Source organism: Acinetobacter sp. BIGb0196 (assembly GCF_011759595.1).
GTDB lineage: Bacteria > Pseudomonadota > Gammaproteobacteria > Pseudomonadales > Moraxellaceae > Acinetobacter > Acinetobacter guillouiae.
In genome coordinates, this window is record NZ_JAAOZA010000001.1 from 2,226,329 (window position 1) to 2,245,025 (window position 18,697).

Below are 18,697 nucleotides of genomic sequence, written 5' to 3' on the forward strand. Positions count from 1 at the left end.
ATAAACCTTATTTTCTAAACTAAGATTACAGTTACTGTTTTTCATACTTTTACTTATTAATTTAAATTATATCTTTTTAAAATTGAACAATCACATATTTTATATCTTGTTAACAAAAATCAAAAACAATATCAGTAATTAAAAGTTCAAATTACTTGCAACGCTTCATCTAAACATTTTCACAAACACTAAAGATAATGAGTGCCCCTGCCTTTAGATTTTTATGAAATTTACCAACAACTTAATCTAAAATTAATTCATGAAAAATATTGAAAAATCATCTAGGAAATAGCAATCAAGCTAATTTTTTCTGCGCTATGTATTGAAAAAAAGCTGGGGTAACGATTGGCTTCACCTGTCTTGCATTCACCGCCTGCTGACATTCTGAACATACCAATACCGGAGTAAACTCATGACCACAAACGGTATGTTGATACACCATAGGTGCACCCAGCCCCTCATCCATCCATTTATCCGCCCATGCCACCATGGTTAATAAAATAGGATATAGATCTAAACCCTTTTCAGTTAAGCGATATTCATAACGCTCTTGTCGATCGACATAAGCTACTTTAACCAATATTTCATGCTCGACCAAACGTTTTAGCCGTTCAGACAATACATGTCTTGTCACACCTAAATTTTCTTGAAAATCATCAAAACGACGTAAACCCATAAAAGCATTACGTAAAATAAGCATGGTCCATCGATCACCCAATACAGATAATGTACGCGCAATTGAACACGGTTGATTGCCTATTTCTTCCCATTTCATACGAAGTTCCAAATTACATTTGTAAATTTAAAATACCATTGCTGAATACTATGAAATAAACAGAAAAAGAAAGATAGTATTTCAGGGATTTTTTTTACATTCATTTAAATTGAGCGACAAGTGCTTATGCTTTACAAAAGGATGACTCACAACTAAAAGTAGCGTTAGTCAACATTAAAAAATGCTGGGATTTTTTTAATGCTCAAAAACAATAAAAGCCCAATTCTGGGCTTTTATCTTAAAAGAAATCTTACTTATTCAATAACTTGTCCACGACACCAAATTTTTTGAAAATACTTGCTCGGCGTTTAGGATAAATACTGGCCTTATTCAAATCACCCTTGTAATGATCAAATACACGCTTATCCATAATTTTAAACCACCACGATGGGATCATCGCTGGCAACAGCATACTTGCATAACCGCTTGGTAATTCAGGTGCTTCATCAAAGTGACGTAACGCTTGGAATGGGCGTGTCGGAAATGCATGATGATCTGAATGACGTTGTAACTGATATAAGAATAAATTAGTTACGATGTTGTTATTGTTCCAACTATGCTCAGGCATTGTGCGTTCATATTTGCCATTTTCATCTTTTTGGCGCAATAAACCATAATGCTCAATATAATTAATGATCTCAAACAACGTAATACTATAAGCTGACTGAGTTGCTAAATAAGGCAAAATACCTTTACCAAATAACCCGACCATAGACGAATGGAATGCTGCGGTCATTGTCCAGCCTTGCAATAACTCATTATCTTTAGACCAGAATCCAAGGCCCTTACGTTTAAGACGGTTGGTTTCAATCTCAATCGCTGATTTAAATGAGCCAATGACGGTACGTGGTAAAAACTCATAAAGCGTTTCACCCATTTGCGACGAAGCAGGATCTTCAGGCGTCGCAGCGCGTTTATGGTGTCCATAAGGATGTTCGATACGGAAATGGTTATAACCTGATGGAACCAATGCCAAATGCGATAAAATATGGTCCATACGGTCATGCTTATGGCTTAACTCATGTGCTGTGTTAATGGCAATACCATTAATTGCACCCATTGAAACACCTAGCAAAATCTTATCTAAAAGTGATGTTTGTTTACGTCCCACCAAATAACAAGCATAAACATTGGCGACATATTGAATCGGAATAAAGGATTTGACCAAACGTGAATAATACGGATCTTGCTCAAGTAATTTTACATCTTCACTGGTCGGATTGTTTTTATCCTTACCAATCAATGAATCAATGGCTGGAATAATCACATGCAGTACCAGTGGCCCACCCAATGCAAAAACTTTTTTTAGTGGCTTAGGTGCAACATGATATCCCGCTAAAATTCCTAACCCAATCACTGGAAGTGATGGGCTAATCATCCAAAGATAACGCTTTTTATCAAGTGCCAAACCTGACTTTGGTTTTAATTCTTGCAATTGCTGCTCTGTCAGTTGAACTGGTGCATTCATGGCTATATCTTCCCTATCTTTCTACTTAGTTATATATTTATGTAAAATTCAACTTAAAGACAGTTGTAAGCGTCCATAAAACCTATGAAAAAGTCTTTGGCATCTTCAACATAGAGTTTGTCCTTTGCGCACATGTTTTAATAGCATGAAACATTTTTATTATTTGAGAACAGGAAATTTGAACTGAATCTATGGATGCTTTAAGTAAAATTTTTGATGATATTCATCTCAACCATTCAGAATATATTTACCTTCAAGCTCAAGGTGATTGGTCATTTCAGAGCCCAAAACAAGATGCCGTGATCGCGCATATTGTTCTGTATGGAAATGCTTATTTAGAATTTTCACCCAAAATGACTGTTGCACTACAAACCGGCGATATGTTTTTAATCCCAGCAGGATTAGCACATACTGTAAAAAATCATTTAGACACGCAGTTAGTTGAAAGCCTCAATATAGAATCACTGTTTGATGGATTAAGACAAGACGCAATTGAATTTGGTCAAGGAAGCTCAGAAAAGACCCTTATCCTTTCTGTACGATGCCATATGAATGCAATCATGGCTCGTCCATTGATCAATGCACTCCCACCATATTTACATATTCAAAATGCCTTGAGTGATGAGGCACCTGAATGGCTTAAAATTGGATTATATTTTGTTTCTGCTGAAACCCGTAGAACCATGGCAGGTAAAAATAAAATTATGGACCACGTCGTCAGTATTTTGATGATTGAGTGTGTACGTGACTATATTGAGCAAATGCAAGATCACAATAACTGGTTAAATGCCCTGGTGCACCCTGAACTTTCAAATGCACTTGCAGCCATTCACAGCCGTCCAGAACAGAGCTGGACCGTAGAAAGCTTAGCAGAAACCTGTTGTATGTCGCGTTCTAAATTTGCCAGTTTATTTAATCAAATTATTGGGGAAACACCTTTAGCCTACTTGCAACAACATCGCTTACGTCTTGCCAGCCAGCTGATCAAACAAGGACAACTGCCTATTCAGCAGATTGCACACCAAGTGGGATATTCATCTGAAACCGCATTTAGCCAGGCATTTAAGAAACAATTTGAACTTAGCCCAAGCCAATATCGCAATCAGATCTAAAAAAGATTAGAGACATCCGCTAATCATATCTTAGTGATATAGCTCCTGTACTCACACTATATTTCATTTCACATAAAAAAAAGCGCCGAGGCGCTTTTTTTAATCAGAGAAGATCAATTATTTAATTTTTGCTTGTGCTTTTAAATAACGTGAATAATCATCTAATAATTGTTCACCACGGAACTTCTGATACATTTGCGTAAGTTGCTGAACTTCAGCAGGATCCATCTGAGCAGTATCTACTTTTTTCACATTCGCTACAGCCACAACAACTAACTCATTTGGCAGCTTGGCAGTGCTGACAGACCACATGCCTGCTTTAGGTACTGGCTGGCTAAAGGCAACGCGCTCAATCTCACGCTTAAGGCCTTTTGAACGTGTGAATGTTCCCGCATGGACAAAATTAGACTGATATTTCGCAGTAACCTCTTGAGCCGGCAATTTTTTAAAATCTGCAATCATGGCATTTAATTTTGCATGGGCAGCATCAAACGCTTTTTGTTCAATCAATTGTGCTTTTACACGCGCAGTTGCTTGCGCTAAAGGCTGTACACCTGCTGGATGATACTTACGAACTTTAACCCAGACAACATCACCATTGGCTGTTTGGATATTACTTGAAGCCGTCGTATTTCCGCTTTTCACATCTTCATTAAACAGTTTAGATTTAACAGCAGGATCAGCAAGAACTGGATTGGTTGTCGTTAAATTCACATTATTTGCAGATTGAACTTGAACAGTCTTCACTGCTTGTGAAACCACATCCAATGCATCACTGTTAACCACTTGCTCATTTAAACTATTTACAGTGTCTGAGAAATAGTTGGCTGATTTATTCTTTAAAACCTCAGCAGTCAATTCAGCTTTTTTCGACTCAAATGATGGCACTGAATCTACTGGTGTATTCACTTCAATCAAATGATAACCGAATTGAGTTTTAACAGGCTTAGACACTTGACCATTGCTTGTTGAGTTCACAGCTTTATCAAAATCATCACCAAAGGCACCTGGCGCATAGGCAGCAAGTGCACCACCTTTCGCTTTAGAATCAGGGTCTTCTGAATATTGCGCAGCAGCTTGAGCAAATGACGTACCTGCCTGAATTTTTGCATACACTTCATTTGCAAGTGTAGCAGCTTGCTCAGGCGTACGAGAATCAGTCGTGATCAGAATATGTTTAACATCACGCTTCAAACTTTGCTTATATTTTTCTACAAACTGAGTATAAGCTTGTTGTAATTCAGCATCAGTCACTGCCGCATTTGGCTGTGTCAATGTCGCTGGGCTGAGCACCACATAGTCCACATCCACTGAAGCAACTTGTTTAAACTTATTTTGATGCTTGTTGTAATAATCCACAATTTCCTGATTGGTCACTTTAACATTGGCTTTATAGTCATCAAGTTTAACGCTTGATAAGAATAATTCACGTTGTTCAGATTGCAAGTTGGCAATTTGCTGGATATCCAATTTACTGATCAGTGCATTATCCGAAATTGTAGAGCTCAAAATGCTTAAGGCAAAATCTTGGCGAATATTTTGGATAAAGGCTTGGCTAGTTAAACCCTGTGAACGTAAATAGTTTGCATATAGTGTATTTGAAAATTTACCATTTTCCTGAAAAGCAGGAATTTGTGCAATTTTCTGTTCAATTTGAGCATCGCTCAAAGTCACACCTAACTTATCAGCTTGTTGTCTTAAAAGACTTTGGCTAATTAGGTAATCAAGTGCTTTATTTGCAATAAATTCTTTGTTCAATAAAGACTCATCCCCATGTATAGCAGGATTTGCCAATAATTGATCTGTATAGCCTTTTGTAACCGTTTCTAACTCTTTTTTAGAAATATCTTGACCATTAACAGTTTTAGCTACGTCTGCTTTTTGCCCACCGCTGAAATAGCCTTCAATACCAACCACAGCAAATGGCGCTAAAAATAACACAAGGAGAACTTTACCAAACCAGCCCCTTATGAGAGTGCGAAACGATTCCATGAGTATTCCAATATTATATTTCGTAAGGATTCTAACTGAAATTGTGAAATGAATGAACGAGCAATCACTGATAATTTAATATATTTCATAAAAAACGCGCCACAAAGGCGCGCTTTTAACAAGCTCAGATTAAGCTACTGAGTCTTTTAAGCCTTTACCAGCTTTAAAGCTAGGTACTTTGCTTGCTTTAATCTGAAGCTCTTCACCAGTTTTAGGGTTACGACCAGTACGAGCAGCACGGTCTTTAACACTGAATGTGCCAAAGCCGACTAAAGTCACTGTGTCGCCTTTTTTAAGCGCTTCACCAATTGAAGCAATAGTCGCATCTAATGCTTTACCAGCATCGGACTTTGACAATCCCCCTTTTTCTGCAATCGCATCGATTAATTCTGATTTATTCATGAAGATTACGTCCTCTTATATCGTTTGTTTAAGTTCCAAGGCTGTAGATCAAAGGCCATGACGACTTTATAGCAATGCTTTGGGGGGAAACGCAAGACTCCAAACACGCTTTTCACAAAAATTACGACTAAAATTTACGATTTTTTTGGATTAATGGTAATTATTTCATTTTTTTTAGCAATTGGTCGCGTAAGTTTTGGTTCTCTTCAGCCAATGCATCGACCTTATTGTGGAGTTGCAGGATCAAGTTTTCCAAATGCTGAAGATCTTTAGCAGTCACTAAACCAATTCTGTTTAATGAATGATTTACACGCTGATCTAAAAGTTTTTCAACCTTGTCTTTGGTTTCTGCAACTGACTCTTTGGTTTTTTCAGTGACTTTATTGACTGTCTGATCTGTGACTTCAACTGTCTTGGATTCAAGCTCCTCACCCACCTTGACTAAAGAATCAAAGAGTTTATTGCCTTCTTCTTCGGCTCTGGAGAACGCTCCCAACCCTGCCAACCAGATTTGTTTTGTATATTTTCTGAAATCTAATCCTGACTTTTTATGATTTCTAGGCTTTATTTGAGATTCATCAAACTCATTTTGATCTTCATAAAGATCCGTTTGTTCTTTGTTGCTCTTTTTCATATCTTGCTCCATTTACCCCAAACTCCAGCGTGTAATGACCTATATGACCAAATTATGTAGAAAATATTGCTATATTATCAAATAAAACTATTGAACCTTTTGCTAAACTGTTCTACAAAGCAAAGTAATTGTTTTAATGTTAAGGAACACTTGGCAATTCGACAATGGTTATTAAGATAATTTTTATATCATTGTGGAAATATTGTGTTTCCAGTCATGGATGAGATTGTTTCAAATTTATTTAGAGATCGGACTCTCTGTTTTGCTATAGGAATTTTTTATGAATGAATCGCAACAAAAGCAAGGTCATTCTCGTTTGTTGCTAAACATTGTCATGATTATATTGGAAACCATTTATTCTTTCGTATTAAAACATGATCGTGTTGTTCGCTTACAGGCAAAAAAATTCGTCGGACAGCAGATTACAATTAAAATGAATAGTTATATTCCTTATTTTGACTTTTATGTTCAATTTACAGATCGTGGTATTCTTTTTGATTTGCAACCTCCAGAAAAAGCCATTGACCTTTCTGTGAGTAGCACACTCATCGATTTCATCCAAATTTTTGTCTTTGCTAATCGTCGTAGCATGAAAAAAATGCGTCTGGAGGGCGATAACCTGCTCAAGGAACAGTTTCGTGATCTGGTTGTACACTTAACTGCACCTAAATTGCTTTCAGACTGGAAGCAATGGTTAACCAATCCAGATGATGACAGCCAGACTAAAGCATCAAAAAAACGCATTGCCCCTTTGCTTGAAAAGATTGATCAGCAACGCTCTAAGATCAACACACTCCAAGTTGAAGTGAAACAATATCAAAATCGTGTTAAACGCTTGCAGCTCAATCAACAACGTTTATATACGGCTTTAGGCGTATTGGGCTTTCTATTTATGGCATTAGTCGTGTATAATCTTTGGCAAATATTTTCATAAAACTTGAACAAAAATTGAATTTTTCCTGTAATTTTTGTTCAAATAATAAATTCTGACTAAATTAGTCAGAATTAAACTTAAAAATACTTGACTATTTTAGTCAGGATTCATAAAATTCATACATCTAGTCTAAAACATGTGTATCGAATCATGCGCCTAACTACTCGCGGTCGCTATGCAGTGACTGCACTACTTGACTTAGCATTGCAGCCACCTGAACAAACGATTACGCTTGCAGAAATTGCAACCCGCCAAACGATATCTGTCGCTTATCTTGAACAATTGTTCGCTAAACTTAAACGTCATGGCTTAGTTTCAAGTGTTCGTGGAGCAAATGGCGGTTATCACTTAGCGCGCCATGCTGAAGAAATTACTGTCTTAGAAATTATTGAAGCTGTAAATGAAACTGTTGATGCGACTCGTTGTGACCACAAAGGCAACTGCCAAAATGGTGCAATGTGTTTAACTCACGATTTATGGCAAGAACTCTCTCTCCATATTGCCGATTATTTAGCTAAAATCACCCTTGCGGATTTAGTAGCTCGTGACAACGTACAAACCGTTGCAGTTCGCCAAAATTCAGCACCTCTTGATTCAGCCCTTTTATCGGTTACAGGTATTTGACATGAAACGTCCGATTTATCTTGACTATGCAGCAACTACGCCTGTTGATCCTCAAGTAGCAGAACGCATGATGGAGTGTTTAACCTTTGATGGTACATTCGGTAATGCTGCTTCTCGCTCACATGCTTATGGATGGCAAGCTGAAGAAAAAGTTGAATATGCACGTGAACAAGTCGCAAATTTAGTAAAAGCTGATCCACGCGAAATTGTCTGGACTTCTGGTGCTACTGAATCTGATAACCTTGCCCTTAAAGGTGTTGCTCAGTTTTACGGTTCTAAACGCAAACACATCATCACAAGTAAAATTGAACATAAAGCAATTTTAGATACTTGTCGTGAATTAGAAGAAGAAGGTTTTGAGATTACCTATCTTGAACCTGAACCTAAAACTGGTTTAATTACCCCAGAAATGGTTCAAGCTGAACTTCGTCCAGATACGCTACTTGTTTCATTGATGATGGTGAACAATGAAATTGGTACTGTGACAGATGTTGCTGCAATTGGTGAGTTAACACGTGCCAATAAAACCTATTTCCATGTTGATGCTGCACAAGCTGCGGGTAAAGTTGAAATCGATCTTTCTACCATGAAAGTTGATTTGATGAGCTTCTCAGGTCATAAGGTTTATGGACCTAAAGGCATTGGTGCTTTATTTGTACGCCGTAGCCCACGTGTTCGTATCAAAGCACAAATTCATGGCGGTGGTCATGAACGTGGTATGCGCTCAGGTACACTTGCAACCCATCAAATTGTCGGTATGGGTGAAGCATTTGAACTTGCTGGCAAATCTTTACAAGCTGAACAAACACGTTTACGTGTACTCCGTGACAAACTTTGGAACGGTTTACAAGATTTAGAACAAGTCTTCTTAAATGGCCATCCTGTATACAATGTTGCAAACTACTTAAATGTTAGCTTCAACTTTGTTGAAGGTGAATCATTGATGATGGCGTTAAAAGATGCTGCTGTATCTTCTGGTTCAGCATGTACATCTGCAACACTTGAACCTTCTTACGTACTTCGTGCCCTCGGTCTTTCTGACGAGTTAGCACATAGTTCAATTCGTTTTAGCTTTGGTCACTATACGACTGAAGAAGACATTGATCATGTAATTAAGATTACTAAAGCTGCTGTTGAGAAATTGCGTGAGCTTTCTCCGCTTTGGGATATGTACAAAGAAGGGATCGACTTAAATTCAGTTGAATGGGCTGAACACTAAGTTCCTTGAAATCAAAACGCGGCATTTTATTGAAAATCAGTAAAATGCCACCAAATTAGATTGTAGAAATACATATTATCAACGCTGACCCCGAGGTTTGGAGAAGCAACATGGCTTATAGCGAAAAAGTAATAGATCATTACGAAAATCCTCGTAATGTTGGTGTGTTGGATAAAAATGCAGAAAATGTTGGTACAGGTATGGTGGGTGCACCTGCATGTGGCGATGTAATGCGTTTACAAATCCAAGTGAATGACAGTGGTGTAATTGAAGAAGCTCGCTTTAAGACTTATGGCTGTGGCTCTGCAATTGCGTCTAGCTCACTCGTAACCGAATGGTTAAAAGGTAAAACGCTTGACGAAGCACAGGCGATTAAGAATATCGACATCGCAACTGAACTTGCACTTCCTCCTGTAAAAGTACACTGTTCTGTACTTGCAGAAGATGCAATTAAAGCTGCTGTTGAAGATTACCGTAGCAAGAAAACTAAAGCCTAATATCTGTTCGTCAAATTTAGCAGATGATTTTTTAACGGAGTTTTCATGATCAATCTAACTGAAAATGCTGCAACTCATATCAGCAATTACTTAAAGAATCGCGGTAAGGGTGAAGGTATTCGTCTTGGTGTGAAAACTTCAGGCTGTTCTGGCTTAGCTTATGTACTTGAGTTTGTTGATGATATTGACACTCATGATCAAATGTTCGAGCAGTTTGGTGTAAAAGTTTTTGTAGATCCAAAAAGTTTGGTTTATCTCGATGGTATGGAAATGGACTATGTTAAAAATGGTCTCAATGAAGGCTTCGAGTTCAATAACCCAAATAAAAAAGGTGAATGTGGCTGCGGTGAATCTTTCACTGTATAATCTGCCCTGCTTTTTCTCATGTTAAAACAGTGTCTTGCACTGTTTTAATCACATTTAATTACACCGTTTTCCTGTAAAACATCGTGGATGAGTATCTCCCATGAGTCATTTTGAGTTGTTCGATCTCCCGGAAGCACTCGATATTGATTTAGCGACATTAAAAGCTAATTTCCTAAAACTACAACAGCAGTATCATCCTGATAAAGCTGAAGATAAAGACAAAGCTTTGATTAAATCAAGTGAAATTAATCAGGCATATAAAGCTTTATCCAATGTAGACAGTCGTGCTGCTTATCTACTGTCACTCAAAAAGCAAGATCATCACTTAGATCAATCAATTAGTGATTTTGAGTTCTTACAATCTGCTTTAGAAATTCGTGAGCAGCTTGATGAAGCAACCAATACCGAACAATTGCATTCTTTAAAAAAAGAAGTCCAACAATGGATTGATGGCTTAGTTCGTGAATTCAAAATTGATTTTGAGGATGAAGATTGGGCTGAAGCACGTGACACGGTGCGCAAGTTACGATTCTTTCAAAAAGTCATGAATGATATTGATAAAGCGGAAGATCAGCTTTTAGATGATGAAGATTTTAGTTTAGATGATGATTTCTAAATTTTAACTTTCATTATATGTTTTACCCGAATTTGTTTTTAGTTTTTATTTTAAGGATGTGACAAATGGCACTCTTGCAAATTGCTGAACCAGGACAATCAAGTGCGCCACACGAACACCGTATTGCGATTGGTATCGACTTAGGGACAACCCATTCTCTTGTTGCTACGGTATTATCAGGCAAAGCCAAAGTACTGAACGATGAGCAAGGTCGCGTGTTACTTCCTTCTATTGTACATTATTCTAAAAATTCGACCGAATATGGCGATGCAGCAAAACCGTTTATTACTGCTGACCCTAAAAATACCATTGTTTCTGTTAAGCGCTTTATGGGGCGTTCTAAAGCAGATGTTAAATTTCAACACCCTTACACGCTTGCGGGTGCTGATAATGAAATGCCAGCATTTGAAACAGCGCAAGGTCGTAAAACACCCGTAGAAATCTCTGCAGAAATTTTAAAACAACTGAAAGATCGTGCCGAACAAAGCTTAAGTAATCCGGTGAATGGCGCTGTGATTACGGTTCCAGCCTACTTTGATGAAGCGCAACGCCAAGCTACACGCGATGCAGCTGAACTCGCAGGTTTAAATATATTACGCTTACTCAATGAACCTACCGCTGCAGCTGTTGCATATGGCTTGGACCAAGAGAGCAACCTAACAACAGACCGCAACTATGTCATTTATGATTTAGGTGGCGGTACATTTGATGTATCTATTTTGCGTTTTTCTCAAGGTGTGTTTGAAGTTTTAGCCACAGGTGGTCATACCGCACTGGGTGGTGATGACTTAGATCGCCTTATTGTGAAATGGGCAAAAAAACAACTCAATATTGAAACCTTAGATGATGCAGAATATGCACACTTTATCGTTTCTGCGCGTAAAGCCAAAGAAACACTCAGTGATGCAACCTCTGTTGATATTAAAGTTCTAACACATCATCTCACCTTAGATCGCACAACATTTGAAGAAATCATTCAAGTGGCATTAGATAAGACGATCAATGTATGTAAACGTGTCATGCGTGATGCAAAACTTGAACTCAATGATATTCAAAATGTAGTTCTTGTTGGTGGTTCAACCCGCTCTTATGCTGTACAGAAAGTGGTGCGTGAAGTATTTAAGCAAGAGCCGCTTTGTACCATCAATCCTGATGAAGTTGTGGCGATTGGCGCTGCGATCACTGCGAATCAACTCATTGGAAATTCTAAAGATGGCTCATTACTGTTAGATGTTACCCCGCTGTCACTTGGTCTAGAAACCATGGGCGGTTTGGTTGAACGTTTAATTTCACGTAATACAGCCATTCCTGTTGCACGCCGTCAAGAGTTCACCACCTATCAAGATGGTCAAACCGCCATGTTGATCCATGTCTTGCAAGGCGAACGTGACTTAGTTGAGCATTGCCGCAGCTTAGGTCGTTTTGTATTACATGGTATCCCACCAATGACCGCGGGTCAGGCACGTATTGAAGTCACTTTTCAGGTCGATGCAGATGGCCTGCTTACTGTTTCAGCCAAAGAAACCACATCAGGGGTCAATGCGCAAATCGACATTAAACCTTCTTATGGATTGTCTGAGACCGATACTGAACGCTTGCTTTTAGAAGGTTATAAATTCGCTGAAGAAGATAAAAATCTTCGCCATCTCAATGAAACTAAAGTTGAAGCACAGCGTGAACTTGAAGCCTTAACACAGGCGTTAAAGGTCGACTCCAACCTGCTCAGTACTGAACAACTGACTGCGCTCAACCAAGCCGCTGAAGCTTTAAAAGCCCAGCTTAAAACAAACGATATCAAATCGATTGAGCATGCTGTTGAACAGTTAAAAACTTATAGCGATGCCTTTGCAGCAGAACGCATGAATCAACACATTGATCATGCACTCAAAGGCACCAAACTTGATGATTGGTCTAACTCAAACTAATTTAAGGTAACGACTATGCCACGTATTAAAGTACTACCTCATGCAACAATTTGTCCAAATGGTGCTGAGTTTGAAGTTGAACCAAACGCGAACCTGTGTCAAAGCTTACTCGATAATGGTATTAAAATCGAACATGCCTGTGACATGTCTAAAGCATGTACTACATGCCATGTGATTGTACGTAAAGGCTTTGATGAGCTCGAAGAGATGGATGATATTGAAGCCGATTTACTCGATCGCGCTTGGGGCTTAGAACCCGATTCACGTCTGTCTTGCCAAGTCAAAATCACAGACGAAGATATGGAAGTTGAAATTCCAAAGTATACAATTAACCATGCTTCTGAAAACCACTAAGTTGCTTTTCATATAGGCAAAAACCACTCTTTATGAGTGGTTTTTTAATGTCTTGGCAATTTTTAATGGCTTAGGTATTTAATTTAATATTTAATGATTTTACAAATAATTTGAGTTGACTTCATCTTCAATATTAAGCTTTGCAACGCCTTGAGAGTTGGTAAGTTTTTGCTGAACCTTAATCCGTTCTACCATTTTTTCTAATACTTCCACCAACTCTGGATATTCAAAGTTTTGCACTTCTTCTAAATTCAGCACCAAATGGAAGCCTTTATACTCATAATCAAACCATTGTTGATTTTCATTCTTGGTTGCTGAATATTTTTCCATCACTTGCCAAGTGCGCACCTTACCTTGAATCCCTTTCAGTTCAATCGGGGTTTTGGGTGCACAAAGATAATCGTTTTTAATCAGCTTATAGGTCTCATCTGAAACCAAAATTTCATCGATATCTGCAGCATATTGCAAACGCGCTGCTAAATTGGCATCACGACCCACAATGGTATACGCCATACGATGTACAGCACCATAGTTTCCAACGTGGCAATAACCTGTACTTACCCCCATACGAATATGTAAAGGTGCATAGCCCATTTTCACCCAACGTTCACGGAGAAATTTCATCTGCTGGCGCATTGCAATCGACATATCAATACAGTTTTTTGCATCCTGCTCCACACCTTGTGAGTCTGGATCACCAAAGAAAATCAGGATTGCATCACCCATAAATTTATCAATGGTTGCACCATATTGTTTGGCAATTTCAGTCATATGACTTAAATAGTCATTTAATACAAAGGCCAAATCATCTGGAATCAAAGTTTCTGATAATTCTGTAAATCCTTGAATATCAGAAAAGAAAACCGTCATTTTTTTACGTTTATATTCAATCTTGGCTTCTGTATCGCCACGCATAATCGCCTGCCAAAGCTGTAATGGCGCATAACGACTGAGTTGATTTGACAACTCAATATAACGATTCATTTCATTGAAATAGGTGTTTTTCTTGGTTTCTACACTTTTGATACGGCGATTTTGATAATAATTTCCGATGTTTACAAACAAGATAATACTAATAAAAGACAGGACTGATAGCTCAGGGCTGGTTTGCTGAAAATAATCATAAAAACCAAAGATAAAAATAATATTGGTATAAAACACAACAAAGGCAACTAAAATTGCCAAAGAGCCCATCATAAAAGAAATTTTGTTGTTAATCGCTGTATAGATCAGTGCAAATAACAATACAAAAGTTACCACGAGGCTTAAATGTACAGCAGCCAATGCGGTAGAAACAACGATGACATCAATTAAAAAATAAATATTCTTCCGAATCTTAGAGCCATATGAATATTCTAGCCAACGCGATAATTTAGGGCTAACAATAAAAATAAAGCCAATAAAAAAAGGAACATAAAATTGATAATTTGCAATTGGGGAGGTGAAATAATAAACCATGACCACCAAAGCAATAATCAAATACCCCATAAATCGCTGGAATATTTCAAATTGCTTTGGCTCTTTATCTAACATACGTTCAAATGGCAAAATATTTTACCTCGGATGTCATTTTATTAAACACTTCCCTTGTGCTGTTTACACTTAATCCATACGCCAATCGAATGGCATCTCACCTTGACCACGTAACGCCAACATCAGTGTTTGACGCATGTGTGCTAATACTTCATTGCTATAAGGAACAGCTTGCAGGCCAAATACAGGTTTAGGCCAAGCTACATCATTCTGATAACGAACTACATGATGAAAATGTAATTGCGGAACCATATTTCCAAGTGCAGCGACATTCATTTTATCTGCACGAAAAACACGAGAAAGCTGACTAGACAACCAGCTTGATTCACGTAAAAACTGCTCTTGGTCAGCTTGACTTAGTTCATATAACTCAGTGATACCAGGAACACGTGGAATAAGAATCAACCACGGAAATTGCATATCATTCATTAAACGACATGTTGAAAGCGGAAAATCGCCTACAAAAAAAGTATCTTGAGCAAGTTGTGGATGCAAACTAAACATATCTTTATAAATGACGCAAAATTAAAAGGATGGCTAATACTAACACATCGGTTTTCGTGTGAATATTGGTTATCTTGTGTTTTGGTACAAATAAACACAGTTTGTTTTGAACCTGATCACAATTACACTTTAAAGAATCACAGAATTTTTTCAAGTGATTTACCTGAAAAAATTCATAAGCACTTTTAATCTCAGATTGAGCATTTTTTAAGCTCAAAATCCTGATAAATTAACGCTTTAATTCTGTCAGTAAATTGTTTAATAAATCCTGAATAAACTGAATTCGCTTGTCATTTTCTTCAAGCATCACCATCACTTTTAAACGTTGTCCACCTTCCATACGGAACCAAGTTGGATGCTTCTGCATGAGTTGAATAATACTGATCGCTTGCACAGGTGTATCAGGTGAAAATTCGATCACCCCACCATTGGCCCCAATATCAATTTTGGTAATTTCTAAGGCTTCAGCCTTAACCCGAATTTGATGAACACTAAACAGTTGTTTTACTGGTAATGGCGGTACACCAAAGCGATCAATCAGCTCCATACGGATATTGTCAAGTTTATCCTGAGTATCGGTATTACTAATACGTTTATAGAACATAAGACGCTGATGTACATCGCCCAAATATTCATCGGGAATCAAAGCGGGCATATGCAGGGTAATTTCAGAGGTAAGTGAAAGTGGTGTATCAAAATTAGGCGTCTTGCCCTGTTGAATTGCTTTGGTCGCTTTGGCCAACATTTCCATATATAGGCTATAACCAATTGCATTCATTGAACCGCTTTGTTGTTCACCCAGTAATTCACCAGCCCCACGGATCTCTAAGTCTTCCGTAGCCAGCATAAAACCAGCGCCAAGATTTGAAGCTCTCTGAATGGCATCTAAACGTTTTTCTGCATCACCTTTAAGGCCTTTAATCGATGGCACCATCAAATATGCATAGGCTTGATGATGGGAACGTCCAACACGACCACGTAATTGATGTAATTGTGCTAGGCCGAGTTTGTCTGCACGTTCAATAATAATCGTATTGGCATTGGGAACATCAATCCCCGTTTCAATAATTGTTGAACAGACCAGCACGTTAAATTCTTTGTGATAGAACTGTTGCATGATTTGCTCAAGTTCACGTTCACGCATTTGACCATGCGCAACCGCGACACGCGCTTCAGGTACAAGTTGACGAATATTTTCCGCAGCGCGTTCTATGGTATCAACTTCATTGTGTAAAATATAAACCTGACCACCACGTAACAACTCTCGCAGAATTGCCTCTTTCATGGTTTCATTGGTTTGTTCATTGACAAAAGTTTTGACAGCTAAACGACGTGCTGGTGGTGTGGCAATAATTGAAAGATCGCGCATTCCGCCAAATGCCATATTCAAGGTACGAGGAATTGGTGTTGCAGTTAAGGTTAACATATCAACATCTGCACGCATGGCTTTGATACGCTCTTTATCACGTACCCCAAAACGATGCTCTTCATCAACAATCATTAAACCTAAGTTTTTAAACTGCACATTTTCCTGAAGAATTTTATGTGTGCCGATGACAATATCAACTTTACCATCGATTAAATCATCAATGGTTTTGGTGTGACTTTTATTGGTTCCAAAACGCGAAAGTACCTCTATACGAATTGGCCAATCGGCAAAGCGATCTTTAAATGATTCAAAATGTTGTTGCGCCAATAAGGTGGTAGGCACTAAGACAGCCACTTGCCTATTATTTTGAACAGCAACGAATGCCGCGCGCATTGCCACTTCCGTTTTACCAAAGCCAACATCACCACAAACCAGTCGATCCATTGGTTTGGCTTGTTTCATATCGTATAGAGTCGCTTCGATGGCATTGGCCTGATCCAGTGTTTCCTCATAAGCAAAACCACTGGAAAATTGCATATATGCACTTTGATCCAGCTCAAAGCTAATCCCGGGTTTAGACTGACGACGTGCTTGAATATGTAGTAATTCAGCTGCCACATCATGAATCTGTTCAAGCGCTTTACGTTTTGCTTTATTCCATGCATCTGTACCCAATTTATGTAAAGGTGCTAAATCAGGATCACCGCCACTAAAACGGCTAATCAGATGTAAATTAGTGACAGGAACATACACTTTTGCATCATCTGCATAGTTTAATTGCAGGAACTCATAGTCTTGTTCATCAATATTTAAGGTGACTAAACCTGCATAACGCCCAACACCATGATCAATATGCACCACTGGCGCACCAATATTGAGTTCCGTCAGACTTCGAATAAGAAACTCTTCTGAAACCTCTTGTTGACGTTTTCTACGGCGCTGTACTACACGGTGTTCATACAGTTGGTTTTCAGAAATAACCGATAGATCATTGCTGATGACCAATCCACGATCCAAAGGCGCATTGGTAATCGCGACAGAGAAATTAGATTGTTGAAATACAGCAAAACTTTCAACAACTGGAATTTCACCTAAACTTGCACGTAAAGCATCTTTTAAAGTTTCACGACGTCCAGCACTTTCAGCCACCAGTAACACTGGATGATTGGCCTCATCTACATACTGCTTCACTGCTTTAAATGGCTGGTCTTGTTTAGGGTCTACAGGCAATCGTGGCGGCAATTCAACCGACAAATTGATACAGCCTGCTTTTAATTCAATGGCTTCTGTTGAGGCAATAATTCTTGAAAATTGATTTAAATATTCGAATAGTTGATTCGGTTGTATAAAAATTTCTTCAGGTGGTAATAGCGGTTGATCAGCATTATGGCGTCGGTCTTCATAACGGCGCATCACATCTGTCCAAAAACTCAACAATCCTTCGTCAATGTGTTTATCTGTAATGACAATCGCATTGCTTGGTAAGTACGATACCAAACAACTTTGTGTTTGCATGGCTTGCTGTGAAAAGAATAATGGGAAGTAGAAATCTAATCCTGGAGAAGCAATGCCTTCTAACACATCTTGATAAATTGGGTTTTTCTTGGGATTTGCAGTTGGAAAACTTTCTGCATAACGATCACGAAACGTTGAACGCGCTTCTTTTAACGGAAATTCTTTTGCAGGAAGTACGGTAAAACGCTCTAACTTTGTTGTTGTTCTTTGGGTTTCTGGGTCAAAGAATTTTAAACTGTCTATTTCATCGTCAAATAAATCAATACGGATAGGCGCGTTTTGCCCAGAGGCATAAATGTCCATGATGCTACCACGTACAGCAAATTCCCCATGATCATAAACGGTATCAACCAGATGATAACCCGCCTGAACTAATTTTAATTTTTGTTGTTCTAATGCAAATTTCTGACCAACGCGGATATCAAAATGCTCACCCAACACCCATGATGTAGGGGCAACACGTTGTGCCAAGGTGGTTGCTGATACCAATAAAATACCTTTTTGTGGCATATTGGAAAGTATTGATAGTCTTTCAGAAACAATATCTTGGTGTGGAGATAAACGATCATATGGCAATATCTCCCAGTCTGGAAATATTGTTGGTTTTACCCCATAAAATTCTAATTCACTTTCCAACTGTCCCAAGTGCTGATTATTTTTTGCAACCAATACAAAGAGCTGATCCGATTTCTCTGCGATCTCCTTAAACAATAAGGCTGCAGATGAACCGAGCATTGTGCCAATCCAACGTTTTTCGCCTGCTTTCAGTTGTTTTAAATTGAGGTCAGAGATTTCTTGTTTAAACATAATCGCATAGGGTCTAAAAGACATGAGCAATAGTTTAACATGATGACTTTA

At 38.3% G+C, this 18,697-nt stretch carries 17 protein-coding genes; 9 read left to right on the forward strand and 8 right to left on the reverse strand.

The annotated features are described in order from the left end of the window. Nucleotides 1-295: 295 nt before the first annotated feature. Nucleotides 296-775, reverse strand: coding sequence for a winged helix-turn-helix transcriptional regulator (locus tag FHR28_RS10160; protein WP_166782522.1), 480 nt, complete (start codon nt 773-775; stop codon nt 296-298). Nucleotides 776-1,025: 250 nt separating this feature from the next. Next, nucleotides 1,026-2,243, reverse strand: coding sequence for an alkane 1-monooxygenase (locus FHR28_RS10165; RefSeq protein ID WP_056511027.1), 1,218 nt, complete (start codon nt 2,241-2,243; stop codon nt 1,026-1,028). A gap of 191 nt (nt 2,244-2,434) precedes the next feature. Here FHR28_RS10165 and FHR28_RS10170 point away from each other — a divergent pair, with 191 nt between their 5' ends. Then, nucleotides 2,435-3,355: an AraC family transcriptional regulator gene (locus FHR28_RS10170; RefSeq protein ID WP_004720615.1), complete on the forward strand. Its 921-nt coding sequence runs from the start codon at nt 2,435-2,437 to the stop codon at nt 3,353-3,355. 117 nt (nt 3,356-3,472) lie between these two features. Here FHR28_RS10170 and FHR28_RS10175 read toward each other — a convergent pair whose 3' ends face one another. The 3 genes from FHR28_RS10175 to FHR28_RS10185 form a co-directional block, all read right to left on the reverse strand. Beyond that, nucleotides 3,473-5,347 (reverse strand): SurA N-terminal domain-containing protein, encoded by a 1,875-nt coding sequence (locus FHR28_RS10175; RefSeq protein ID WP_166782523.1) that lies wholly within the window; start codon nt 5,345-5,347, stop codon nt 3,473-3,475. Between the two features lie 129 nt (nt 5,348-5,476). Next, the gene (locus FHR28_RS10180) at nt 5,477-5,749 is read right to left on the reverse strand and encodes an HU family DNA-binding protein (RefSeq protein WP_004720620.1); all 273 of its coding nucleotides are present in this window, start codon (nt 5,747-5,749) and stop codon (nt 5,477-5,479) included. A 160-nt stretch (nt 5,750-5,909) separates the two neighbouring features. Continuing rightward, on the reverse strand, nt 5,910-6,395 hold the full coding sequence (locus FHR28_RS10185) for a phasin family protein (RefSeq protein ID WP_171527311.1): 486 nt from the start codon (nt 6,393-6,395) through the stop codon (nt 5,910-5,912). Nucleotides 6,396-6,663: 268 nt separating this feature from the next. On the opposite strand from FHR28_RS10185, the gene FHR28_RS10190 reads away from it, so the two are divergent. The 8 genes from FHR28_RS10190 (at nt 6,664) to fdx (ending at nt 12,918) form a co-directional block, all read left to right on the forward strand. Next, nucleotides 6,664-7,317 (forward strand): hypothetical protein, encoded by a 654-nt coding sequence (locus FHR28_RS10190; RefSeq protein ID WP_004720623.1) that lies wholly within the window; start codon nt 6,664-6,666, stop codon nt 7,315-7,317. A 150-nt stretch (nt 7,318-7,467) separates the two neighbouring features. Next, entirely contained in the window at nt 7,468-7,941 is a 474-nt protein-coding gene (locus FHR28_RS10195) for an Rrf2 family transcriptional regulator (protein ID WP_004720625.1), read from the forward strand. Nucleotide 7,942: 1 nt separating this feature from the next. Then, nucleotides 7,943-9,160 (forward strand): IscS subfamily cysteine desulfurase, encoded by a 1,218-nt coding sequence (locus tag FHR28_RS10200; protein WP_004720627.1) that lies wholly within the window; start codon nt 7,943-7,945, stop codon nt 9,158-9,160. Nucleotides 9,161-9,270: 110 nt separating this feature from the next. Beyond that, nucleotides 9,271-9,657 (forward strand): Fe-S cluster assembly scaffold IscU, encoded by a 387-nt coding sequence (gene iscU / locus FHR28_RS10205; protein WP_004720629.1) that lies wholly within the window; start codon nt 9,271-9,273, stop codon nt 9,655-9,657. A gap of 45 nt (nt 9,658-9,702) precedes the next feature. After that, nucleotides 9,703-10,023, forward strand: coding sequence for an iron-sulfur cluster assembly protein IscA (gene iscA, locus FHR28_RS10210; RefSeq protein WP_034610390.1), 321 nt, complete (start codon nt 9,703-9,705; stop codon nt 10,021-10,023). Nucleotides 10,024-10,123: 100 nt separating this feature from the next. Next, a complete protein-coding gene (gene hscB / locus FHR28_RS10215) occupies nt 10,124-10,639 on the forward strand; it encodes a Fe-S protein assembly co-chaperone HscB (protein WP_004720634.1) in 516 nt (171 codons plus the stop codon). Nucleotides 10,640-10,704: 65 nt separating this feature from the next. Continuing rightward, nucleotides 10,705-12,564 (forward strand): Fe-S protein assembly chaperone HscA, encoded by a 1,860-nt coding sequence (hscA, locus tag FHR28_RS10220; RefSeq protein ID WP_166782525.1) that lies wholly within the window; start codon nt 10,705-10,707, stop codon nt 12,562-12,564. Nucleotides 12,565-12,579: 15 nt separating this feature from the next. Beyond that, nucleotides 12,580-12,918, forward strand: a complete 339-nt coding sequence (fdx, locus tag FHR28_RS10225) for an ISC system 2Fe-2S type ferredoxin (protein WP_004720638.1) — start codon at nt 12,580-12,582, stop codon at nt 12,916-12,918. A 99-nt stretch (nt 12,919-13,017) separates the two neighbouring features. On the opposite strand, the gene FHR28_RS10230 is transcribed toward fdx, so the two are convergent. The 3 genes from FHR28_RS10230 to mfd all read right to left on the reverse strand — a co-directional run bounded on the left by FHR28_RS10230 (nt 13,018) and on the right by mfd (nt 18,646). Further along, nucleotides 13,018-14,466: an adenylate/guanylate cyclase domain-containing protein gene (locus FHR28_RS10230; RefSeq protein ID WP_004720640.1), complete on the reverse strand. Its 1,449-nt coding sequence runs from the start codon at nt 14,464-14,466 to the stop codon at nt 13,018-13,020. 54 nt (nt 14,467-14,520) lie between these two features. After that, on the reverse strand, nt 14,521-14,955 hold the full coding sequence (locus FHR28_RS10235; RefSeq protein WP_004720642.1) for an HIT domain-containing protein: 435 nt from the start codon (nt 14,953-14,955) through the stop codon (nt 14,521-14,523). Between the two features lie 229 nt (nt 14,956-15,184). After that, nucleotides 15,185-18,646: a transcription-repair coupling factor gene (gene mfd, locus FHR28_RS10240; RefSeq protein WP_166782797.1), complete on the reverse strand. Its 3,462-nt coding sequence runs from the start codon at nt 18,644-18,646 to the stop codon at nt 15,185-15,187. Nucleotides 18,647-18,697 lie beyond the last annotated feature (51 nt).